Below are 22,547 nucleotides of genomic sequence, written 5' to 3'. Positions count from 1 at the left end.
CAGGCTAACGGGGGCCGCTGACAGCGCCTTCTGGTCCGCTGAGCAGGAAGTCCTGGGTCTGGCCAGGGTAGAGCTGCGCTTGGCGGCCCTCGACCCGCACCCTGATCGACTGCGCCCCACCACTGGGCAGCTGCAACCGCAGGTTGCCCGCAGTGACCTCCAGGCGGATCGGCTGCTCCCGGTAGTTGATGCCGAAGGCGATCTTGTCCAGCTGGGTGGGCAGCGCCGGGTGCAACCAGAGCATGTCGTCCCGGATCTCCAGGCCCGTGTAGCAGCGCACGACCATGTCGACGGAGCCGGCCATCGCGCCCAGGTGGATGCCCTCGTGGGTGGTGCCGCCCTGGATGTCGCCGATGTCGCTGTCCAGCGCCTTGCAGAGCGAGGTCCAGGACCGTTCCCGGTCGGCACGGGCGTCCACCCAGGAGTGCACGACGTTGCTCAGCGTAGATCCGTGCGTGGACCGTTGGCGGTAGAAGTCCACGGTGCGCCGGATCAGGTCGGCCGAGAGCGAGTAGCCGAGCTCCTCGACCAGCTCCCGCAGCTCCTCGGCGGAGAACAGGTAGAGCAGCATGAGCACATCGGCCTGCTTGGCGACCCGGTAGTTGTTGGTGCTGTCACCCTCGGCGTTGAGGATCAGGTCTAGGCGCCCGAGCGACCCGTCGTGGGCGCCGTACTGGGCCCGGTACCGTTCCCAATCCAGTTCGGGAAGGTCCTCGTAGCCCTCGAACTGGCTGATCACCCGTCGGAGTGGAAGGGCACCCGCAGCCGGCGGCCGATGGTCTCCCAGGTGTCCACCTCGTCCGGGCGCAACCGCAGCCGGTTCCAGAGCGGCCGGCAGGAGCGGCCCTCGAGCAGGGCGACGGTGTCCACGGCCCGGCGCAGCACCCACGCGGCGAAGATGTTCGTGTACGCGTTGTTCCGCAGGCCCTCGCCGGGGTGCCCGGGGAGGCCGTCGTGGAACTCGTCGGGCCCCATGGTGCCGCCGATGTCGTAGCGGTCGTCGGTCTCGTCGTACTCGGTGAGGCTCGCGAAGAGCCGAGCGATCTCCAGCAGCAGCTCGGCACCCTGCTCGATGAGGTAGTCGACGTCCCCGGTGGCCTGGTAGTACCCCCAGACGCTGTAGGCCAGGGCAAGTCCCACGTGGTGCTGCAGGCCGGAGTGGTCGGGCATCCACCGGTTGGTGCGAGGGTTGAACAGTTCGGTGGGGGTGACGTCGCGCCCGTCGATGCCGCTCTGCCAGGGGAAGCGCGCGCCCTCGTGCCCGGCCGCCCTGGCTGCAGCCCGGGCCTCGCCGAGCCGCCGGTACCGGTACCCGAGCAGCGCCCGGCTGAGGTCGGGCCGCCGCAGGGTGAGTATGGGGTAGACGAACACCTCGTCCCAGAACACGTGCCCGCGGTAGCCCTCGCCGTGCAGGCCCCTGGCGGGAACGCCCGCGTCGAGGTCGGCATCCACCGCGGCCACGGTCTGGAGCACGTGGAAGGTGTTCAGGTTGAGCGCGAGCGACTGGTGCGCCCCGCTGTGCAGGTGCACCGCGAACTCGTCCCAGAGGATCTGCCATTCACGCTCGTGCGCGGCCAGCAGAGAGGCCGGTTCATCGATGCGCGCCAGCCAGGTAGCCACGGCCGTGGGCGCCGAGACCACGGCCCGGTCCCGGGAGGTGCTGACCACCACGACCTTTTCGACCCGCAGCGGAACACCTCGTTCGAGGGCGAGGTCGAACTCGTGCGCAACCCAGCGGCTGGAGTCGGTGAGGAACCGGCGTGCGGGTTCGAGGCGCACCTGCCCGGCGCCGGTGCCGGCGTAGGCCCGGGTGCGGGCGGCCATGGCGATGTGGATGCCCGACCGGGTCGTCTCGACCTCGAGGAGCACCGAGTCCTCGTTGAGCTCGCGGGCCGTGCGCGGCATCAGGTGCAGGTGGGCCAGCAGCCTGTCGGCGGCCACGTTGCGGTTGGCGACCCGCCCGTCGATGGCCGAGCGCACGGTGAGCGGCCCCGACCAGTCCTCCGCCGTGAAGGTGGTCTCGAGCACGGCGACGTGCGGGGAGGCCTGCGAGACGAAGCGGCGGCTCTGCACCCGGGTGACGTGGCCGCGGGTGTCGCGATAGCGCAGCACCCGGGTGAGCAGGCCCCGGCGCAGGTCCAGTTCCTGGCGGTACTCGAGCAACTCGGCGCTCTCCGGATGGAACCAGCCCGAGTCGGGGGCGGAGAAGTCGCCCACGCTGCTGCTGCCGGGGCCGCCGCCGGTGCGGAACCAGAGCGGGAGCCAGTTCGGCGCGTTCACCATGTGTTCGTCGTTCCGCACGTGGGCGGCCCGCCCGCCCGGCGCCGGGCCCTCGGCCGGAGGTTCGAACGGGGTGCGGATGCCCGGCCCGCCGGCCGTGCCGAGGGTGTCGCTGAGGACGTCGCCGACGGCCTCGCCGACGTGCACCTCGGTGCTCAGCGGGTTGTAGACCCCGGCGAGGTAGGTGCCGGGGTAGTGCACGGCATCGGTGCGGGCCTCCGGCGCGGCACCCCGGGTACCCCAATAGCCGTTGCCCAGCGTGCAGAGGGCCTCGCGGTGGCCCTCTGCGGCGGGGTCGAACCCGTCGAAGCAGAGCACCCACGGGTCCGTTTCGTACAAGTCAGCCTCCAGTCATGCCCTCACGCTCCTGAGAGTTGCACCACTGAGGCACCTTGTCGAGGTGCGGCCGGCCAAGCTGCGAGAGGATAGAGGAATGACTTCGCTTTCGGCATACATCGACGACCTCGCGGGCTTCATCACGGCGTCGCCCTCGTCCTACCATGCGGCCGCAGAGGCGGCCAGCCGGCTGGACGCCGCCGGATTTGTGCGGCGCGACGAGGCCGACGACTGGTCGGAGGTCGACCCTGGCCGGGGCCCCGGCCGCGCCGGCCGGTACTACGTGGTGCGGGACGGCGCCATCGTCGCGTGGGTGCAGCCCACCGGGGCGCAGCCCACCACACCGTTCCGCATCCTCGGCGCGCACACCGACTCGCCCGGGTTCAAGCTCAAGCCCAAGCCCACCACCGGCTCCTACGGCTGGCTTCAGGTCGGCGTGGAGGTCTACGGCGGGCCGCTGGCCAACTCCTGGCTCGACCGGGAACTCGAACTCGCCGGCCGACTGGTCACCACCGACGGGGTGGAGCACCTGGTGCGCACCGGCCCGTTCCTGCGCATCCCGCAGCTGGCCGTGCACCTGGACCGCACCGCCAACGAGGCGCTCAGCCTCGACCGGCAGCGGCACCTCAACCCGGTCTTCGGCGTGGGCGACCTGCGCCAGGCCGACCTGATCGGGCACCTCGCCGCGCTCGCCGGGGTGGACGGCGCCGATGTCGCCGGTTACGACATCCTCACCGCCGACACCAACCCGCCGGCCCGGTTCGGGCTCGACAACGAGCTGTTCGCCGCCGGGCGGATGGACAACCTCACCTCGGTGCACGCCGGCCTCACCGCCCTGCTCGAGGTCTCCGAGAACGACGAGGCGATCAGCGTCCTGGCGGCCTTCGACCACGAGGAGCTCGGATCGCAGTCCCGCTCCGGCGCGAGCGGGCCGATGCTCGAGGACATCCTCAGCCGTATCGGCGACGACCTCGGCGCCACGGTGTCCGAGCGGTTGCGCGCCTTCGCCGACTCCTGGTGCGTCTCGGCCGACGCCGGCCACTCGGTGCACCCCAACTACCCGGAGCGGCACGACCCGGCGAACCTGCCCCTGGCCGGGCGGGGCCCGCTGCTGAAGATCAACGGCAACCAGCGTTACGCCACGGATGCGGCGGGCGCGGCCCTCTGGGCGCGTTGCAGCGCCGCCGCCGGCGTGCCGTACCAGGAGTTCGTCTCGAACAACACGGTGCCCTGCGGCTCCACCATCGGGCCGCTCACCGCCACCCGGTTGGGCATCCGCACCGTGGACGTGGGTGTGCCGCTGCTGTCGATGCACTCGGCCAGGGAGCTGGCGCACGTGAACGACCCGTTCTCGCTCTCCGCGGCGATCACGGCCTTCTTCGCCGGGGCGTAGCCGCTCGCTCTACAGCTGCCCGGTGAGCCGGCCGTGCATGGCCCGGCTGCGCTCGTCGAGCCCGTGGAAGGTGACGGTGGCGCCGTGTTGGCGGTACTTGGTCTCCACCGAGTCGAGCACGGCCACCGTCGACGCGTCCCAGATCTGCGCCTGGGCGAGGTCGACGTCGACCACCGCGGGATCGACACCGTAGGAGAACTGCTCGACGAGGTCGTTGCTGCTGCCGAAGAACAGCGGGCCGCTCACCGCGTAGCGCACCGACAGGCCATCGCCGGCGAGAACCCGCTCCACCGTCACTACGTGCGCCACCCGCCGGGCGAAGAGCACCATGGCCAGCACCACGCCCGCCGCGATGCCGATGGCCAGGTTGTGGGTGGCCACGACGACGGCGACGGTGATGACCATCACGACGGTCTCGGGCACGGGCATCCGCTTGAGCGTCGCCGGGCGCACGCTGTGCCAGTTGACGGTGGTGATGGCCACGATCATCATCACGGCCGCTAGGGCCACCATGGGGATCTGCTCCATGAGGCCGCTTAGCGCGGTGACCAGCAGCAGCAGGAAGACCCCCGCGACGAAGGTGGAGATGCGGGTGCGGGCCCGGCCGAGCTTCACGTTCACGACGGTCTGGCCGATCATGGCGCAGCCGGCGATGCCGCCGTAGAGTCCCGCCAGCATATTGGCGATGCCGAGGGCCCAGGCCTCCCGGCCCTTGGCCGAGCGGGTGTCGGTGATGTCGTCGACGAGCTTGGCGGTGAGGAGGGTCTCCACCAGTCCCACGAACGCGACGCTCAGGGCGGTGGGCCAGATGATCTGCAGGGTCTCCAGGTTCAGCGGTACGAGGAGCGGGGTGATGCCGGGCAGACCGCCGGAGACGTCGCCCTGGTCGCCGACGGTGGGCACGGCGAGGTGGGCGAGCATGGCGATCGCGGTGACGACCACGATGGACACGAGGGGCGCGGGCACGACCTTGGTGAACCGGGGCAGGCCGAGCACGATCAGCACTGTGAGGGCGAACAGGGGGTAGACCAGCCAGGGCACGTTCACGAGATGCGGCACCTGGGCGACGAAGATCAGGATGCCCAGCGCGTTGACGAAGCCGATCATCACCGACCGGGGGATGAAGCGCATCAGCCGGGCCAGGCCCGTGACACCGAAGAGGATCTGCACGAGTCCGGCCAGCAGCACCGCGGGCAGCAGGTACTCGACGCCGTGGTCCTTCACGAGCGGGGCGACCACGAGGGCGACGGCGCCGGCCGCGGCCGTGATCATGGCCGAGCGGCCGCCGAGGAACGACATCGACACGGCCAGCACGACGGAGGCGATGAGGCTGACCTTGGGGTCGACTCCGGCGATGATCGAGAACGAGATCACCTCGGGGATGAGCGCCAGGGTGGTCACGACGCCGGCGAGCACCTCGACGCTGAGCGCCTTCGGGCTGCGCAGCGTGGCACGCACGGTGGGCGGGGTGGGGATGGACGCGGTGGCGGAGCTGGTGGCGGGGGTGGGGCGTTGGGGCACTGTGCAACTGTAATCGCAGGGGCCGGATGCGCCGAGTCGCCGATCTCAGCTATAGACAGTGACACTATCGGATAGTTACACTATCCGTATGAGAATGGCAGAGCTGAGCGCCACGAGCGGGATTCCCGTGGCAACCATCAAGTACTACCTCCGGGAGGGACTGCTGCCGGCGGGGGAGAGGAGCGGCCCGAACCAATCGCTGTACGGGCCAGAGCACCTGCGCCGGTTGCGCGTCATCCGGGGGCTGCTCGAGGTGGGCGGCCTCAGCGTCGCCGATGCCCACGAGGTGATCGATGCCATCGACTCCGACCTGGGCCTCGCGCACACCTTCGACGTCGCCCAGCGCACGGTGTCGCCGCTGATCGACCCGGCCACCCTCTCGGCCGACGCCGTTGCCCAGGTCGACGAGGTGCTGAGCGGATGGCACGTGTCACCGGAGAACCCCGGCCGGCTGGCCGCGGCCCGGGTGCTGCAGACCTTCGCCGAGCTCGGCCAGCCCGACCTCAGCGGCTGGGTGCCCGGCTATGCGGCGGCGGCGCTCGCCGTGGCTGAGGCCGACCTCGATGAGATCGACGTCCGAGACGACCGCGAGTCGAAGACCGAGATGGTGGTCATCGGCACCGTGCTCGGCGACGCCCTCTTCGCCGGGCTGCGTCGGGCCGCCCAGGAGCACGTCACCTCGACGCGTTACGCGCCAGGCCCGCGATGAGCACCGCCATGACCCCCGCGCCCCCGGCCATCCGCTGGCATCGCCCGCTGCTCTGGCTGGCCCTGGCCATGGCCGGCCTCGCTGTCGTCGCACTCATCGGCCTCTTCGTCGATCCACGCACGGTCACGGGCGCGCCGCTCTGGGCCAAGCCGCTCAAGTTCGCGCTCTCGGTGGGCATCTACGCGGTGACCCTGTCCTGGCTGATCGGGCTGCTGCCCGGCACGTTCGCTCGCCGTCGTCGCCTGGCCTGGTGGGCCGGCACGGCGGCCGCGGTCTTCCTGCTCGTGGAGATGGTGATCATCGTGGGCGCCGCGGCCGGCGGCCTCACGAGCCACTTCAACGTCTCGACCCCGTTCCACGCGGCCCTGTGGTCGGTGATGGCGGCATCGATCGTCACGGTCTGGGTCGCCGCGGTGCCCATCGCGGTTCTGCTGTTCCGTGCCGACCTCGGTGACCCGGCCAGGGCCCTGGCCGTCCGCTCCGGCCTGATCATCGCCCTCGTCGGCATGGGCCTGGCTTTCCTGATGACCGGGCCCACCGCGACCCAGCTCGACGACTACCAGGGCATCGTGGGCGCGCACACCGTGGGGGTCGCCGATGGCGGGCCCGGCTTGCCGGTGCTCGGCTGGAGCACGGTGGCCGGTGACCTGCGGATCCCGCACTTCGTGGGCATGCACGCCCTGCAGGTGCTGCCGCTGGTGGCCCTGCTGCTGGAAGTCCTGGGACGACGGATCACCCTGCTGGCGCATCCGCTCGCCCGCCGCGGTGTTCTGCGGGTGCTGGTGGGTCTCTACCTGGGGGTGTTGGTGCTGGTGACCGGCCAGGCCCTCGCCGGTGAGTCGATCGTGCGGCCGAGCGGTCTGGTTCTCGCCCTCGGGGCCGCCCTGGTGGCTGCCGCGGCCCTCGCCACCGCGGTCACGCTCCGGCCGAACCTGCAACCGAACCGGCGGACTCCAGGCGGCTGATCCGGGCGCGGGCGGCGTCTTCGGAGGTCGAGGAGGCGCCGAGAAGCACGCGCACCAGGCCGAGCACGGCGCCCGTGGCCCACACCACCGGGAACGGGCTGCGGCGCAGGCCCAGCATCCGCCGGTACTCCACCGGGATCGAGGCCACGGCGCCGGCGAACATGATGCGGTAGAACGGCAGCATGCCACGTCGGAGCGGTGGCTTGCGGATGAATCGCACCGCCTCGGCGACACGGTCGCCGCCCATCAGCACACCGGCGCCGGAAAAGGCGTTCAGCTGCGCGGCGAGCTCGGCGTCCGAGCGGGGCGGGTCCTGCACCCCCACGAGCTCGCCGGCCGTGGCCCACTCCCGCACGTAGGCGTCGGCGCCGCCGGGGATCGGGCCGCCCCAGAGCCGGTGGCTGGCCAGGAAGGCGTCGGTGAAGACCACATGCACCCAGGACAAGAGCTCGGGGTCGCCGGCCGAGTATTCCCGTTCGACGCCGCGGGCGTCGACGTAGCGGCCCGCGACCCTGGCGTGGAACTTCCCCACCCGCCCCGACTCCTGCTCGGCCTGCTCGGTGGCGGCGAAGGTCACGGTGACCAGCCACTGGATGGTGCCGCTGAGCCGGCCGAGCGGGTCCTCCCGGTAGCGCGACCAGTCGTGCACACCCGCCATGGCGCCAGGGTGCAAGGTCTGCATAAGCAGCGCGCGGATTCCGGCGACCATGGTGGCCATGCCGCCGTGCACGGCCCAGGAGGCCGACCCCGGTCCGAAGAAGCCGGCGTCGTCGCCCTTCTCCATCGTGCCCACCCAGGCCGGTCGGCCCTCGTCATTGCCCGAGAGGGTGACCAGCAGGTGCGACCGCCAACTGTTCACGAAGCCCCGGGCCACCCTGCTCTCTGCAAAACGACTCATTCTTCGAACCCTAATCGACGCATCCGGGCGGATGGCTGGGGATGCGCCCCCAAATTCCGTCTGGCTAGACTCCGCTCATGAGAATCGAGAACATCGAGCTGCGCCGCGTGAGCCTGCCGCTGGTGCGGCCGTTCCGCACCTCGTTCGGCACGATCACCGAACGCGAGATCACCCTGGTGCACGTGTCGACGGCCGATGCGGAGGGCTGGGCCGAGTGCGCAGCCGAGGTGCGCCCGCTCTACAGCTCGGAGTTCATCGACGCGAGCGACCTGGTCATTCGCGACCACCTGATACCCCGGCTGCAGGCCGCGGGCGATGCTCTCACGGCCGAGCTCGTCGGCCGCACCCTCGCCCCGGTGAAGGGCCACCAGATGTCCAAGGCCGTGCTCGAGGCCGCGATCCTGGATGCCCAACTGCGCACGGCCGGGCAGTCCTTCGGCGGCTACCTCGGCGCGGTCCACGACAGGGTGCCGGCCGGCGTCTCGGTGGGCATCATGGACTCGCTCGACGAGCTGCTGGAGGCCGTGACCGGCTACCTCGCGCAGGGCTACCTGCGCATCAAGCTCAAGATCGAGCCGGGTTGGGACCTCGCCCCGGTGCGCGCCGTGCGGGAGCGGTTCGGCCCCGAGCTGCTGCTGCAGGTGGACGCCAACACCGCCTACACCCTCGCGGACGCCCGGCACCTCGCCAGGCTGGACCCGTTCGACCTGCTCCTGATCGAGCAGCCCCTGAACGAACGCGACCTGCTCGGCCATGCGGCCCTGGCCCGGATCATCCAGACCCCGGTCTGCCTGGACGAATCGATCGAGTCGGCGGCGGACGCGGCGGCGGCCATCCGCCTCGGCGCCTGCAGCATCATCAACGTCAAGCCGTCGCGGGTGGGCGGCTACCTGGAGGCCCGGCGCATCCACGACGTCGCGGCCGCGCACGGCGTACCGGTCTGGTGCGGCGGGATGCTCGAGACGGGTATCGGCCGCGCCGCGAATGTGGCGCTGGCTGGCCTGCCGAACTTCGTGCTGCCCGGCGACACCTCGGCATCCGACCGGTACTACGCCCAGGACCTCACGGCCCCGTTCGTGCTCGAGGACGGGCACCTGCGGGTACCCACCGGACCGGGCACCGGGGTCGAGGTGCTGCCCGACGTCCTGGCGACGGTGACCAGGTCCCGGCAGGACATCCGCTTCTAGCTCGCAGCCTCTCGTGGGCATCCGGCGCCGGCCCTACGCTGGGCTGATGCCGTCGTATCGTGTGACCATGACCATCGGGGCCCTGCAGCCGGGGGTGCGGCCGGATGCCGTGCTGCCCGCTGCCGCCGCCGCCGCCGCGGAACTCACGAGCGTTGAGGCCTCCGACCTGGCCGTGGTGGCCGGCTCGGCCCGCGCCACCGTGCGGTTCACCGCCGACGACGGCGACCTGGCGCTGGCCATCGGGGAGCACGTCGTGGCGACGACCCGGCGGGTGGCCGCCCCGGTGACCTGGCTGGTCACCGAACGGGTGAAGGGGCGCTGGCTGCCGGTGCGCTGACACCCGCGGTCGCTGCCAGCGCTATCGCCCGCTCCCGGTCCTCGCCGCGGCGCTGCTCCGGCCGGGCCGGCGCGATGATGGTGCCCCGGCGGCCGTCGACCACCAGCGGGTCGGCCGCGCCGAGCACCTGGCTGCGCGCCACACCGTGCCGGTGCCAGAGCGAGGCCGTCCAGGCGCTCAGCAGGGCGTCGATGAGATCCTCGCGGTGCTTGTACGCCGCATCGGAAAGGGGCGTCGGCTCGGTCACCAACCGGTCGGTGGCCTCGTGTGTGCTCAGGTCCAGCGGGGGAGTGGCCGTGCCGAGTCGCCACATCCGTTCGATGAGGTCGTCGCACACGACGGCCCTGGCGGCTCGGCGTTCGACTATCGGCAACGCCGACCCCATCCGCTTGTACCGCGGCCGCACGGCGTCGTAGCCGAACTCCGCGGCGCCCACCAGGGTCGTGTACGGATAGCACTCGAAGAAACTCGACGTGTGCGCGGCGACCGGGTCGAGCCCGTCGGTGTAGGCCCAGCCGAGCTGTTCGAGCCGGCCGCGCAGGGTGACGCCGCCCAGTCGCGGCAGAGCCTGGTTCGAGGCGTTGGCCGACACCTTCCAGCGGCCGTACCGGGAGCCGGTCTCCTTCTCGCAGTCCCGCATGCCGGCCGGGTTGTTCACCACCAACGGCGCATCCACCGCCAACACCGACCCGGGTTCGGCCACGGACTGCACCCAGTGAACGACCTCGTCGATCCCGCGCGCCCACCCCGCGTCGAGCACCCGGCCGGTCTCGTCGATGCACGCCAGCCCGCTCTCGTTCGCCGGTTTCGTCGCCGTGCCTTCCGCCCAAGCCAGATCCACCCCGAGGAATCGCGTCATGGCTCATAGATAGCATGCGGCGATGAACACGGGAAGAGCAGGCGTAGGCTCTTCAGGCTGCCCACAGGACAGCATCACCAGCGAACACGGGAGAATTGGCAATGAGCAAGACGACGAAACCGTCAGGAAACGGGCCGTCAACAGGTAATCAGTCCGGGGTTGCCCCCGGCACGAACCGGAAGGTCATCGCGCTGGCCATCGCCGGTGCGTTCGGCGGCTTCCTCTTCGGATTCGATTCCTCCGTGATCAACGGCGCGGTCGAAGCCATCAAGGGCCAATTCGGCCTCACCGAGGCCATCACCGGTTTCGCCGTGGCCAGCGCCCTGCTCGGCGCCGCGACCGGAGCCTTCCTCGGCGGACGCCTGGCCGACAGGTTCGGACGCATCCCCGTGATGCTCGTGGGCGCGATCGTCTTCTTCGCCAGCTCGGTGGGTTCCGGGCTCGCCTTCGGCGTCGTCGACCTCATCGTCTGGCGGGTGCTCGGCGGTGTCGGCATCGGGCTGGCCTCCGTGGTCGCCCCGGCCTACATCGCCGAGATCTCGCCCCGGCAGATGCGCGGTCGCCTCGGCTCGCTGCAGCAGCTGGCGATCACCATCGGCATCTTCGCCGCCCTGCTCTCCGACGCCGTGTTCGCCACCACGGCCGGCGGGGCCAGCGAGATCTTCTGGTGGGGTCTGGAGGCCTGGCGCTGGATGTTCCTGGTCAGCGCCATCCCGGCGCTCATCTACGGCGTGATCGCGCTCCTGCTGCCGGAGTCGCCGCGGTACTTGGTACTGCACGACAAGGAGCCGAAGGCCCGCGAGGTGCTCGCCAAGGTCTGGCCGAACGGCGACGTGGACCGGGAGATCCGCGACATGAAGAAGTCGATCGACGAGGACCTCAAGGCCAAGCGCACCGGCACGCTGCGCGGACCGGTCTTCGGCCTCAAGCCCATCGTCTGGATCGGCATCACCCTGTCGGTGTTCCAGCAGTTCGTGGGCATCAACGTGATCTTCTACTACTCGACCACCCTGTGGAGCGCCGTGGGCTTCGAGGAGTCCAGCTCGCTGGCCATCTCGGTGGCCACGTCGGTCACGAACATCCTGGTCACCCTGGTGGCCATCGCCCTGGTCGACCGGATCGGCCGCCGGCCCATCCTGCTCACCGGCTCCATCGGCATGACCGTGTCACTGGCCACCATGGCCATCGCGTTCAGCCAGTCAGTCATGACAGACGGCGAACTCGCCCTGCCCGGCGCCTGGGGCCCGATCGCCCTCGTCGCGGCGAACGTCTTCGTGATCTCCTTCGGCGCCTCGTGGGGTCCGGTCGTCTGGGTGCTGCTGGGTGAGATCTTCCCCAACACCATCCGTGCCAAGGCGCTCGGCCTGGCCGCTGCCGCACAGTGGATCGCGAACTTCCTGATCACGGTCACGTTCCCGCCCATGGCAGCGCTGTCCCTGCCGCTCACCTACGGCATGTACGCCCTCTTCGCCGGGCTGTCGTTCCTCTTCGTGCTCACCAAGGTGCCCGAGACCAACGGAATGTCGCTCGACGAGGCCAACACCCTGCTGCCGCCCAAGAACGCGGCCAAGAAGGCGGCGCAGAAGAACACCGCCCGCGCCTGACGGTCAGATCAGGTCGCGGAGCAGTTCCTCGGGGCTGACGCCGCGGGTGCTCGCCCGGCGCGTGAGCCGGGCGAGCTCCTCGGTGCTGAGCGCCACCTGCACCGAGTGCGGCCGATCGACCTCCAGGTCGAACAGGCCCAGATCGACGGATGCGCGGGGGGCTGCGCTCGTCGCGGGTGCGGCCTTCGCCGGTGCCGCCTTCGCCGGTGCCGCTTTGGGTACGGCCGGTGCCGGTCCGCCGGCCACGAAGCCCGGACCGGTGGGGATCGCGGAGCCCCGCTGATACGCCTCAGAGACCGCCCGGGCGCGCGAGTCCGCGGCCTCGTTGAGCGGGTGGTTGGCGTGGCCCTTCACCCATTCGAACCGGTACCGGCGGCCCACGAGGGCCTCGTCGATCTCCTGTAACAGCTCGAGGTTCATCACGGCCTTGCCGTCGGCCTTGCGCCAGCCCTTGGCCTTCCAGCCGCGCATCCACTTGGTCACCGAGTTGATCACGTACTGGCTGTCGCAGAGCACGAGCAGGTCGTCGTCAACGTGCGCGGTGGCGCGGAACAGTTCGAGGACGGCCTTGAGCTCACCCTGGTTGTTGGTGGCGTGCTTCCAGCCGCCGGCGGCCCAGTTGTTGTCGTCGATGTACCAGGCCCAGCCGGCGGGCCCGGGGTTTCCGAGGGCGGATCCGTCTGCGGCGGCGGTGATAGTCATGGATCCAGTCTGTCAGGCTGCGGCAGTCGTCACTCCCGCTCGGCGGCCACCACACCCTGCCTGTGCGCCCGGCGGCAGACCGGTTCAGCCCTGGATGCAGGCGCCGGAGCTGACCGCGGCGGACAGGCTGCCGGCCTGGTCGACCACCGGGGTGACCTCGTCCATCGCCAGGGCGTAGCCCACGTTGGCGGTGTTGGCGGCCTTGGCGAAGATCACGCCGGCCACCTGGCCGCCGTCGCTGAGCAGCGGCCCGCCCGATTCGCCCTGCTGTACATCGGCGGCGAGGGTGTAGACGGAACGCTCAGTGGGGGACTGGCCGTAGATGTCGGCGACGAGCACCGAGGCCACCGATATCACCCGGGCCGGGTCGGAGTCGAACGGTCCGCCGAACGGGTAACCGAGGCTGACGGCCTCGGCATCCACCGGGAGGTCGCCCTGCAGGGTCAGCGGAGCGGCGGTGAGCCCGGGCACACTGATGAGCGCCAGGTCGTCAACCGGGTCGAAGTAGACGATCTCACCGGTCAGCGCACCCGCCCCCGGTACCTCGACGACGGCCTCGGTGACACCGGCGACGACGTGCGCGTTGGTGAGCACGCGCTCGGGCGCGACGACGAACCCGGAGCCGGACTGGCTCTGCCCGCAGGCCACCGCGTTCCCCGTGATGCGCAGCACTGATTGGGCCGCCGTGTCGAGGGCGGCGTTGTCCAGCTGGGCCTGGGGCAGGGTGGGGCTCTGCCCGCCGAACGCATCCGTGATGCGGGGCAGACCGTCGTCGACGACGGTGGAACGCAGTTGCGCGAGGAAGCTCTTGACGGGATCCGGTGTGACCGAGTCGATGGTGCGCACCACGCCGGAGGAGGCGATGGCGGAGGTGAGCACCGGGATGCCGAGGGCGCCCACGCTGAAGGCGACCATGGACATGACCGCGGCGGCCGCGGCGACGCCGATGACGGCGCCGAAGAGCCTGTCGACGCCGCGCAGCTTGCGGGGCGTGCGGCGGCGCAGGGCCAGCCCGATGGCCTCGCCGACCGTGAGACCGACGATGACGAGCACCAGCGCGGAGGCGATGGACGCCGGCGTGCGCCACTCGACGGCGGACACCCAGGTGGGCACAAGGGGCACGACGAAGTAGGCGGCCACGGCGCCGGCCACCAGGCCCAGGATGCCGCTGATGCTGCCGATGAGTCCGCTGCGGTACCCGGCCACCAGGCTGGAGACGAGAAGGATCACCAGGATCACGTCGAGGATTGCCGAACCCTGCATGCACGCTCCGTAGCTGTTCGGCCTCGCGCGGGCTGGACGCGGTGCGAGGGCTGTGTGACGAGCCTAGGCGGACAATCTGCGCATTGGCCGCTAGGGGCGCGTGAGCGTGAGGAAGCTGACACCGCGCAGGTCGAGTCGCAGCTGCCCGTCGCCCTCCACCAGGCGCAACAGCACTTCGGCGCAGCCGGGGCAGCGCAGTACGAGCCCGTGCGGATCGAGGTAACACCGGGTCGTGGCCATCGCACCGGTACGGCCGCAGTGTGCGCACCGACCCAGCGCTGTCGTGATGTCGCCGACAAAAACCTCGGAGAGCGCTCCAGCGGCGGCGTTTCCGTCGAGGTAGCCGCTCACGGCGTGACCCCGGTTCCGCCGTATCGCTCGGTCTTGATTCTCTCCGCCGGGTACCCGGCCTGAACGAGCCAGTCGGAGACGCTCTCGACGAAGGCCGTGGCCCCGCAGATGAAAAACGCCGGATTCTGAGAGACGGGGATGATCGACGCCAGCAGTGTGGGTGCATCCAAGCGGCGGGGCGGGGTGAGGCTGCCGGCTGGCGCCACACGGGTATACACGTAGTCCACGGTCAAGATCGGCGGCTGCGCCAGGTCGCCCAGCTCGGGCCCGTAATAGGCGGAGTCGGGGCTCCGTACCGAGTAGAGCAGCCGGAACGGGGCCTCGTATCCGGGGGCTGACCCCGCGGCGGCGTGCGCCCGAACCATGGCCATGAGCGGCACCACACCGGACCCGCCGGCGATGAGCTGTACGGGGGAGGGGTCGGCAGGGTCCCAGACGAACCAGCCGCCGACGGGACCGCGCACCTCGAGTTGGTCACCGACGGCGACCTGATGCACCAGGTAGGGCGAGACTTCACCGTCGGAGAGTTCCTCGACGGTGAGTTCGAGCTCGTCGCCCGGTCGTGCGGACGCCACCGAATAGGACCGCACGGCGGTGTAGCCGTCGGGGGCGGTGAGACGCACGTCAACGTGCTGACCGGGCCGGTGCGAGGTGAGGCCGGGCAGCCGCAGGCGCAGGGTGCGGGCGGTACGGGTCTCCTGGGTCACCTCGATCACCTCCGCGACATTCCAACCGGTTCTCACCAGTAGCGCTGTTCTTGCCAGGGGTCGCCGTACATGTGGTACCCGTTGCTCTCCCAGAAACCGGGCTCGTCCTGGTTCAGCAGCTCCAGTCCGCGCACCCACTTGGCGCTCTTCCAGAAGTACAGGTGCGGCACCAACAGGCGGGCGGGGCCGCCGTGGGCGGGCTCCAGGGCCTCGCCGTCGAACTGGTGAGCGATCCAGGCCTTGCCGCCGAGCAGGTCGTCGAGGGGAACGTTGGTGGTGTAGCCGCCATAGGAGTGCGCCATGGTGAACTCGGCGTCGGATTCGACCGATTCGAAGAGTGTGTCGATCGAGACGCCCCGCCAGCTGGTGCCCAGTTTCGACCAGCTCGTGACGCAGTGGATGTCGCGGGTCACGTCATCCTGTTTCAGGGCGAGAAACTCATCCCAGTTCCACCGGTGCACCTGGCCCGTCTCGGTCGTGATGGTGAACTCCCACTCGAGCGGCGTGATGCGCGGGGTGGGTCCGGCGGAGAGGACCGGGAAGCTCTCGGTGAGGTACTGGCCAGGCGGCAGCGCCGGATCGTCGCGGCGGCGGCGACCGAAGAAGCCGGGGGAGACGATTCCCATGGGGATTCCTTTCGGTCCGTGAAGGTGGTTGTCGGCAGCCTATTGGACGGGTGGCCTGTGGTCCATCCGGGGGTCAGTTCGTGTCGGAGTCTTTCGCTTGATCCATCCACCACTCGGTGAGGTCGTTCGCGCGGCCGTCGGTGCAAAACGGATCACCCAGAGGTCTCGGGCAGGACCCAGGGCTCGGGTGCCGGGCGTCCGCGGATCGGTCATGCCTCAAGTTTTAGTCGCTTCGCGCCGATTCGGCCAGCGTCGGAGTGCGATTGTCAGAACGGCGGTGGTTCTTCGCTCACCGATCGCGGGGGAGGTTGCGGAGGCGAGGCGGGCCGCTGGAGGGCAGCGCGGACGAGGTCGTGGGCGCGGGGGTTCGTGTAGGTTTTGCCGCCGGGAGTGGTCCAGGTGAGGGTGCCGTCGGGGGCTTGGCGGGTTGTGAAACTACTTTGGTGTTTGAGCCTGTGGTCGGGCCGGCACAGGCTGACGAGGTTGCCGGCGCTGGTGGGGCCGCCGGCGTTCCAGGCTTGGGTGTGATCGATCTCGCTGTGCACGGCTTGCCGGTTACAGCCGGGGGTTTGGCAGGTGTTGTCGCGGATCTGCACGTACCGGCGAAGATCGGCTGGTGGGGTGTACGAGTGGCGGTCGACGGAGAGGATGCAGCCGGTGTGTGGGTGGGTGAGGATGCGAGTAAAACTCGTCGCGGTGCCGGTGAGCCGACGGGCGGTCTCCAGGTCGATCGGTCCGTAGCCGTCGAGGATGGCCGGTTGGTCGCTCTGGCCAAGAAGAGTGAGCACCGGGACGGTGATGTTCACGGTGCCGCGGATGCCGCGGCCGAGTTTTCCGTCGGCTCCGATGCCGTCCAGGAGCAAGTCGCGGTAGGCGTCCGCGCGACGTTGGTCGCGGGTGCGACAGACGACCGGTACCGCCGCCGCGTCCATGTTCGTTGGTGGGTTTGGCTCGGGTGTCGCGTTGTTGTCGTCGTTGAGGGTCTTGGCGATCTGCGTGAGGCGTTCGTAGATCGCGTGGGCTTCGTCGGCTTTCAGGTACGCGTTCAACCAGGACATCCCGTTGGCGTCGGGGCGGAGCACCACGCGGCGTTCGCGGATGCCGGCGTTGACCCGGTCCTGCAGCGGGATCGGGTACAGGGCTTCCAGGAGTTCCCGGGCGACCCTGGCAAACTTACCCGGGGTGAGCTTCTCCGCCGCCGTCAACGTCGTCTCTTCGAGCTTCGGCAGCACATGCTCGGGCAGGTCCACGGGCAGGGCGGCGGTGACGTCGAGCATCTTCATCACATGGCCCCAACCGATCCGGCCCTCCGCCAACGCCCGGTGGAACCGCGGTAGCTGCTCCGTGAGCCGGGCGGCGTCGCAGATCATCATGCCCGCGGTCTGGAAGTGCATCCGCAACGCGCAACCGACCTCGGCGGCCATCGCCCGGCGGGCCAGCTCAACGTCGTCCCACGCTGGACCGTGCGCCTGCGTGTCGGGGTCGTCCCGGCCGGACTCGATCGGGTCACCGGCGAGGCCGGCGATGATCCACCGGTCGTGCCCGAGCCCGTCCAACTCGGCCAGGAGCCGGACGCGCTCCGCGTACGCGGCCGCGATGACCTTTTCGTTCTCGATCAGCGGGTCGATCACCGCGCTGATGGCGTCCGCGACGGGGTTCGCGTAGTCATCCGGGGCGCTGTCTGGTGTGGCATTCGAGGTGGCCATAGGGACAGTGAAGCACCAGCCACTGACACCCTGCATCCCAATGAATCAGCGGTAGACAAACCGAAAAGCTGGCCGACTGTGGAGGAGGGGCGGCTCTGGCATCAGCCCTGCTCCCGGGCGCAGTCGATGCAGAGCTCGGCAGCCGGACGGGCCTGAAGGCGATCCCGCCCGATCGGCTCGCCCCGGCGGAGACAGATCCCGTAGCTGCCGTCGTCGATGCGGCCGAGGGCCGCGTCGATGGAGGCCAGGGATGCGGTGAGTTCGGCGTGCACGCCGGCCCGCAAAGACCACTCGTCCGAGAGCGTCGGGCCCTCCGGATCGTGCTCGTCATCGGCATCCGCCCCGCTGCGTGCCGCGCGCACATCGGCCAGGCTCGCGCCCTGCCGGGCCAGCTCACCCTCCAGCTCGGCGCGGCGCTGCCGCAGCAGCCCGGCGAAGTGGGCCAGATCGGCCGGGCTGAGCACCGGTCCGGTCACGATCAGGACACCGAGACGCTGATCTGATGCAACCCGGTGGCGCCGTCCGGCACCACATCGGCGGTCTTGCTGGTCTGCACCTCGCCGTTGGTGTCGGTGGCGCGCACCCGCAGGGTGTGCGAACCCGCGGTGGCCGGCCAGTCCCAGCGCCACTGGCGCCAGGTGTCCACCGAGATCGCGTCGGCCAGCGTGGCCGCGTTCCAGTCGCCGTCGTCAACCTGCACGTCCACGGCGGAGATGCCCACGTGCTGGCTCCACGCAACCCCGGCGACCGTCACGGTCCCCGCGGATACTGTCGCGTTGTCCCGGGGCACGTCGACCCGGGAGGACAGCTTCACCGGACCCTTCTGGGACCAGCCGCGGCTGGTCCAGTAGGCCGTCTCCGTGTCGAACCGGGTCACCACGAGCTCGGTGACCCACTTGGTGGCCGACACGTACCCGTAGAGACCGGGCACGACCATCCGCACCGGGTAGCCGTGTTCGAGCGGAAGCGGGTCGCCGTTCATGCCCACCGCGAAAATCGCGTTGCGGTCGTCGGTGAGCGCCTCGATCGGAGTGCTCGCCGTCCAGCCGTCCTGACTGCGAGAAAGCACCATGTCGGCCTCGGCGAGCGGCACGGCCCGGGCGAGCAGCTCACGGATCGGGTAGCCGAGCCAGACCGCGTTGCCGATCAGGTCGCCGCCCACGTAATTCGACACGCAGGTGAGCGTGGTCGTGCTTTCCTCCAGCGGCAGGGCGAGCAGCTCGGCGAAGTCGATCTGCACCTCGTTCTCGACCAGGCCGCTGATCTTCAACGTCCAGGTGGACGGGTCGATGCGCGGCACCGCCAGGGCGGTGTCGATGCGGTAGAAGTCCGCGTTGGGGGTGATGATCGGCGAGAGGCCGTCGATGTCGAACGACGCCCCGGCCGGAATGGGCTTGCCGGGCACGGCTGGCGCCGGCAGGGTGAACAGCGCCCGCGCGGCATCCGCGGCCCGGGTGCCGGCGGTCATCAGCTGCCCGGCGATCGCCGAGATCACGCCGATCCCGGCGCCGGCGCCGGTGTAGGCCAGAAACCGCCGCCGGTCCATGGCAGCGCGCGACGCGGCCGCCGGGGTGACGGATGTGGCGCGGCCGGTCCGCAGCGACGCGGCGGCAGCACTCGCGAACGGTTCCACGCTCGCCCGCAACCGGTTCGTGAGCAGAGTGAGCACCACGGCGGCCACCACCATCGCCAGAACCGGCGGCACCGCGTCGAACGGTGAGGCGCCGGCGCGAGTGAGGGCGGCGAGAAGGGCCACGAGCCCCGCGGCCACGACCACGAACCGACCGAACGGTGCCCTGCGGTACTCCAGGATGCCGGCCAGGCCGGCGAACACCGCCGCGACCAGTGCGATGAAGACGATCAGCGCCACCTTGTCGGCTGTGCCGAACAGCGAAATCACCAGTTCCTTCACCCAGGCAGGCGCGAGGTCGATCAGGAGCGCGCCGACGACGAGCACAGGACTGGCGCCGGGAGCGATCAGTCCGGCGGCGAATTCGGCCAGGCCGAATCCGGCCAGAACGGCGGCCAACCCGGCCAGGGCGGCGAGTCCGGTCGGTCCACGGTCAGGTGCGGCGGCCCGTGCGGGGCTGGCTTCACCGGCCGGAACCGGGGACGACGGGGGAGACGACGGGCTGGGCATGGCTTCAGCATAGATTCGCACGCTGGGAGATGAGCAGGGGTGCGCGTCGGATCACCCTTACGGAACCCTTACAGAGCCACGGGGGAGCCGATGCGACGGTGCGGATTACAGCTGTGTTACGAACTCAAGAACGTTCGGGGATCACCTTGGCAGGGCGCTGCTTCTCGTCGTACCGTGACTACCTACCCGCCACGACGAACGGTCGAACCCGACCTCCCCGTTCATCGTCTCCGCCGCTCTTGGGCTCCTCGCCGCTCCATTCGCATCCTGATCCTGTCGGATCCCGATCTCGATAGAACCCGCGATTCACGGCCGATGACGTTCGCTGCCCCTCCAGACGCCTCATTCCGGTGTGTCTGAACGGTCTTCTCCGTGTGCGCTCAGCTCCTCGGCCCCACCAGTGACTGATCCCGATCACGCCTGCGTTCCGCACTAGCACCGCGAACCTCGCCCGAGATCCCGTTCGCGAACCCCGGATGCGAATCCGGAATCGAAAGAGAGACGGATGACCTCCCTGCATCCCAGACCTGACGTCCCCGCCACGCCCGAATTCCGCTCGGATTCGGGGTGCCTCCCGAGGCCATGCACCGAATCCCCACCCACCAGCTGGCGGGCCACCCGCACCGGGTGCGACCCACCTCAGCAGGGCACGCGCACTCGCCATCTCTGGTGATGCTGGTGCTGATCGCCACGATCGGCATCCTGGCCTACGCGAATTTCCTGCTCAATCCGGCCAGCCGGGGCGACTGGCTGCCGTATTCGCTCGTGATCGCCGCCGAGTCAATCCTCATCTTCCAGGCGCTGCTGTCGATGTGGACGATCCTGTCCGGATCGGTGGATCCGCGGGAGTTCGGTTTCCATCAGGCCCAGGCCACTCTGGTGCATACCCGCTCGATTGCCAGGGACGGCCTGCAGAACCAGCCGGAGCGGTGGCCGTTGCTCCTGGGGGACCAGCCGGCCACCGTTGACGTGTTCGTCACGACCTATGGCGAGGACCTCGAGGTCATCCGCACCACCGTGACCGCCGTGCGCCAGATGCACGGCGAACACCTCACCTGGGTGCTCGACGACGGTCGGTCCGACCGGGTGCGTGACCTCGCCGCGGAGCTGGGCGTGCGATACCTGCGCCGACTGAGTTCGAATGGCGCCAAGGCGGGCAACGTGAACCATGCACTCACGGTGAGTACCGCGGAATACTTTGTGATTTTCGATGCGGACTTCGTGCCCAAGCCGGAATTCCTGCTCGAAACCCTGCCGTTCTTCATCGACGACAAGGTCGCGTTCGTGCAGACCCCGCAGTCGTACAGCAACCTGCACAACGTCATCTCCCGTGGCGCGGGATACATGCAAGCGGTCTTCTACCGGTTCATCCAGCCCGGCCGCAATCGATTCAATGCCGCATTCTGTGTGGGCACCAACGTGATCTTTCGCCGGGATGCGATCAACGACATCGACGGCATGTACACCGACTCCAAATCCGAGGATGTCTGGACCTCGCTCAAGCTGCACGAGCGTGGCTGGAAAACCATCTACATTCCCACCGTGCTGGCCACCGGCCACGCCCCCGACACCGTGGAGGCGTACACGAAGCAGCAGCTGCGCTGGGCCACCGGCGGCTTCGAGATCCTGGTGCAGAGCAACCCGCTCAGCCCGCGCCGCCGGCTCACCTTCGACCAGCGGCTGCAGTACCTCGTGACGGCATCGTTCTACCTCACCGGGATCGCGCCGCTGCTGCTGTTGTTGGTGCCACCGCTGGAGATCTATTTCGACCTGCGCCCCATGAACATCTCCACGACCGTCGTGACCTGGTTGCTGTACTACGCGGGCTTCTACCTCATGCAGGTGCTCCTGGCGTTCTACACGATGGGGTCGTTCCGGTGGGAGACCCTCATGCTCGCCACGGCGTCGTTCCCGATCTATGTGGCCGCTCTGATCAACGTGCTGGTCGGCAAGGAACAGCAGTGGAGCGCCACAGGCAACCGGTCACGGGCGGCCTCACCGTTCAATTTCATGATTCCGCAGGTCCTGTTCTTCGTCTTCCTTCTCCTGACCTCGGTCGTGGCTGTGTGGCGGGACGTCACGATCGGCACCCTCACCCTGGCCACGGCCTGGAACGTGACCAACACCCTGATCCTCGGCACGTTCGTGGGCACGGCGTTACTCGAATCGACCAGTGCCCGCCGGATGCGGGCCAACCGAGAGGTGGTGCACTCATGACCTGGGCCAATCGATTCAAGCTCGTCATCGGACTGATCGTGGTTGTGGGCATCGTGGCGGTGCTCACCGTCGTCTTCAATCAGCGGCAGGCCCAGGTGATGAGCGCCTCCGCCTCCATTCAGGCGGCGGAGTATCCGGTGGGATCCGACTACGGCGGAACCGTGCTGGACCGGCTCGTCGACGACGGTGACGAGGTGAAGGCCGGCCAGGCCCTGTTCACGTTGCAGAGCCCGACCCTGCAGGCCGATCTGGCCGAAGGACTGGTCACGGCGGACAACGTGGCCTACTCGGTCGGCGACGACGGCACGCTCACCCTCACCGCATCCGTCGACGGCACCCTCACCGACATCACCACCGAGCGCGGCTCCTTCGTGCAGGCGGGCCAGGTGCTCGCCGTGATCGACAAGACCGGTTCCCTGTTCGTGTCGGCCGATTTTGTGCTCACCAGTGGTGACTACGCGCGGATCGAACCGGGCGCGGCCGTCGACATCGTGCTGCCCAACCAGACCCGAGTGGCCGGCACCATGGACACCCTGGACGTGCAGACCGCCGACGGCCAGGCCGAGACAACGGCGAAGGTCGTGAGTCCCGATCTCGTCGACGGCGCCGCGAACGGGCTGATGGCTCCCGGCACACCCGTGACGGCCACCCTCTCCCTGCGCGACGACGGCCTCCTCGCCGGGGCCAGCGACGGACTGTTCGGCTTCCTGCGGACGATCGGCCTGTGAGCGTGCGGAGGAGGACGA

The 22,547-nt window shown here is 69.6% G+C and carries 21 protein-coding genes; 8 read left to right on the top strand and 13 right to left on the bottom strand.

What is annotated here, in order from left to right; genetic code table 11:
- Positions 1-4: 4 nt before the first annotated feature.
- Together KY500_RS10125 and KY500_RS10120 are read right to left on the bottom strand one after the other, a co-directional pair.
- Positions 5-739, bottom strand: a complete 735-nt coding sequence (locus KY500_RS10125) for a glycosyl hydrolase family 65 protein (RefSeq protein WP_219900457.1) — start codon at positions 737-739, stop codon at positions 5-7.
- Positions 736-2,619: a hypothetical protein gene (locus KY500_RS10120; RefSeq protein WP_219900456.1), complete on the bottom strand. Its 1,884-nt coding sequence runs from the start codon at positions 2,617-2,619 to the stop codon at positions 736-738. The genes KY500_RS10125 and KY500_RS10120 overlap by 4 nt, the downstream gene beginning before the upstream one ends.
- Before the next feature lie 94 nt (positions 2,620-2,713).
- On the opposite strand from KY500_RS10120, the gene KY500_RS10115 reads away from it, so the two are divergent.
- On the top strand, positions 2,714-4,009 hold the full coding sequence (locus KY500_RS10115) for a M18 family aminopeptidase (RefSeq protein WP_219900455.1): 1,296 nt from the start codon (positions 2,714-2,716) through the stop codon (positions 4,007-4,009).
- Between the two features lie 9 nt (positions 4,010-4,018).
- Here the strand turns inward: KY500_RS10115 and KY500_RS10110 are convergent, their stop codons facing one another.
- A complete protein-coding gene (locus tag KY500_RS10110; protein ID WP_370626792.1) occupies positions 4,019-5,530 on the bottom strand; it encodes a SulP family inorganic anion transporter in 1,512 nt (503 codons plus the stop codon).
- A gap of 88 nt (positions 5,531-5,618) precedes the next feature.
- Between KY500_RS10110 and KY500_RS10105 the strand changes: the two genes are divergently transcribed.
- Both KY500_RS10105 and KY500_RS10100 read left to right on the top strand, forming a co-directional pair.
- Complete coding sequence (locus KY500_RS10105) at positions 5,619-6,239, top strand: MerR family transcriptional regulator (protein WP_219900454.1); 621 nt, start codon at positions 5,619-5,621, stop codon at positions 6,237-6,239.
- An 8-nt stretch (positions 6,240-6,247) separates the two neighbouring features.
- A complete protein-coding gene (locus KY500_RS10100; RefSeq protein ID WP_219900453.1) occupies positions 6,248-7,204 on the top strand; it encodes a hypothetical protein in 957 nt (318 codons plus the stop codon).
- Here the strand turns inward: KY500_RS10100 and KY500_RS10095 are convergent.
- A complete protein-coding gene (locus KY500_RS10095; RefSeq protein WP_219900452.1) occupies positions 7,155-8,102 on the bottom strand; it encodes an oxygenase MpaB family protein in 948 nt (315 codons plus the stop codon). The genes KY500_RS10100 and KY500_RS10095 overlap by 50 nt on opposite strands.
- Positions 8,103-8,179: 77 nt before the next feature.
- Here KY500_RS10095 and menC point away from each other — a divergent pair, with 77 nt between their 5' ends.
- Both menC and KY500_RS10085 read left to right on the top strand, forming a co-directional pair.
- Positions 8,180-9,289 carry an o-succinylbenzoate synthase gene (gene menC, locus KY500_RS10090; protein ID WP_219900451.1) on the top strand — a complete coding sequence of 370 codons (1,110 nt, stop codon included), beginning with the start codon at positions 8,180-8,182 and terminating at the stop codon, positions 9,287-9,289.
- 46 nt (positions 9,290-9,335) lie between these two features.
- Positions 9,336-9,626 (top strand): hypothetical protein, encoded by a 291-nt coding sequence (locus tag KY500_RS10085; protein WP_219900450.1) that lies wholly within the window; start codon positions 9,336-9,338, stop codon positions 9,624-9,626.
- On the opposite strand, the gene KY500_RS10080 is transcribed toward KY500_RS10085, so the two are convergent.
- Positions 9,586-10,485 carry a DUF429 domain-containing protein gene (locus KY500_RS10080; protein WP_219900449.1) on the bottom strand — a complete coding sequence of 300 codons (900 nt, stop codon included), beginning with the start codon at positions 10,483-10,485 and terminating at the stop codon, positions 9,586-9,588. The genes KY500_RS10085 and KY500_RS10080 overlap by 41 nt on opposite strands.
- Before the next feature lie 101 nt (positions 10,486-10,586).
- Between KY500_RS10080 and KY500_RS10075 the strand changes: the two genes are divergently transcribed.
- On the top strand, positions 10,587-12,089 hold the full coding sequence (locus KY500_RS10075; protein ID WP_219900448.1) for a sugar porter family MFS transporter: 1,503 nt from the start codon (positions 10,587-10,589) through the stop codon (positions 12,087-12,089).
- A gap of 3 nt (positions 12,090-12,092) precedes the next feature.
- Here KY500_RS10075 and KY500_RS10070 read toward each other — a convergent pair whose 3' ends face one another.
- The 8 genes from KY500_RS10070 to KY500_RS10035 all read right to left on the bottom strand — a co-directional run bounded on the left by KY500_RS10070 (position 12,093) and on the right by KY500_RS10035 (position 19,584).
- On the bottom strand, positions 12,093-12,791 hold the full coding sequence (locus tag KY500_RS10070; RefSeq protein ID WP_219900447.1) for an RNase H family protein: 699 nt from the start codon (positions 12,789-12,791) through the stop codon (positions 12,093-12,095).
- Between the two features lie 84 nt (positions 12,792-12,875).
- Entirely contained in the window at positions 12,876-14,054 is a 1,179-nt protein-coding gene (locus KY500_RS10065) for a MarP family serine protease (protein ID WP_219900446.1), read from the bottom strand.
- Positions 14,055-14,144: 90 nt separating this feature from the next.
- Positions 14,145-14,405 carry a DUF6510 family protein gene (locus tag KY500_RS10060; RefSeq protein ID WP_219900445.1) on the bottom strand — a complete coding sequence of 87 codons (261 nt, stop codon included), beginning with the start codon at positions 14,403-14,405 and terminating at the stop codon, positions 14,145-14,147.
- Positions 14,402-15,112 (bottom strand): ferredoxin reductase, encoded by a 711-nt coding sequence (locus KY500_RS10055; protein ID WP_255579152.1) that lies wholly within the window; start codon positions 15,110-15,112, stop codon positions 14,402-14,404. The genes KY500_RS10060 and KY500_RS10055 overlap by 4 nt, the downstream gene beginning before the upstream one ends.
- A 32-nt stretch (positions 15,113-15,144) precedes the next feature.
- A complete protein-coding gene (locus tag KY500_RS10050) occupies positions 15,145-15,738 on the bottom strand; it encodes a sulfite oxidase-like oxidoreductase (protein WP_219900444.1) in 594 nt (197 codons plus the stop codon).
- A 266-nt stretch (positions 15,739-16,004) separates the two neighbouring features.
- Complete coding sequence (locus tag KY500_RS10045) at positions 16,005-17,444, bottom strand: HNH endonuclease signature motif containing protein (RefSeq protein ID WP_219900443.1); 1,440 nt, start codon at positions 17,442-17,444, stop codon at positions 16,005-16,007.
- A 101-nt stretch (positions 17,445-17,545) separates the two neighbouring features.
- Positions 17,546-17,920 (bottom strand): TraR/DksA family transcriptional regulator, encoded by a 375-nt coding sequence (locus tag KY500_RS10040; protein WP_255579151.1) that lies wholly within the window; start codon positions 17,918-17,920, stop codon positions 17,546-17,548.
- A 2-nt stretch (positions 17,921-17,922) separates the two neighbouring features.
- A complete protein-coding gene (locus tag KY500_RS10035; protein ID WP_219900442.1) occupies positions 17,923-19,584 on the bottom strand; it encodes a molybdopterin-dependent oxidoreductase in 1,662 nt (553 codons plus the stop codon).
- Between the two features lie 567 nt (positions 19,585-20,151).
- Here KY500_RS10035 and KY500_RS10030 point away from each other — a divergent pair.
- The gene (locus KY500_RS10030; RefSeq protein ID WP_255579150.1) at positions 20,152-21,801 is read left to right on the top strand and encodes a glycosyltransferase family 2 protein; all 1,650 of its coding nucleotides are present in this window, start codon (positions 20,152-20,154) and stop codon (positions 21,799-21,801) included.
- Complete coding sequence (locus KY500_RS10025; protein WP_219900441.1) at positions 21,798-22,529, top strand: biotin/lipoyl-binding protein; 732 nt, start codon at positions 21,798-21,800, stop codon at positions 22,527-22,529. Before KY500_RS10030 ends, KY500_RS10025 begins: the two co-directional genes overlap by 4 nt.
- Positions 22,530-22,547 lie beyond the last annotated feature (18 nt).

This window comes from Cryobacterium sp. PAMC25264 (genome assembly GCF_019443325.1).
Taxonomy (GTDB): Bacteria; Actinomycetota; Actinomycetes; order Actinomycetales; family Microbacteriaceae; genus Cryobacterium.
The sequence above is the reverse complement of the archived record's forward strand: the minus strand, read 5'-3'. Positions and strand labels throughout refer to the sequence as shown.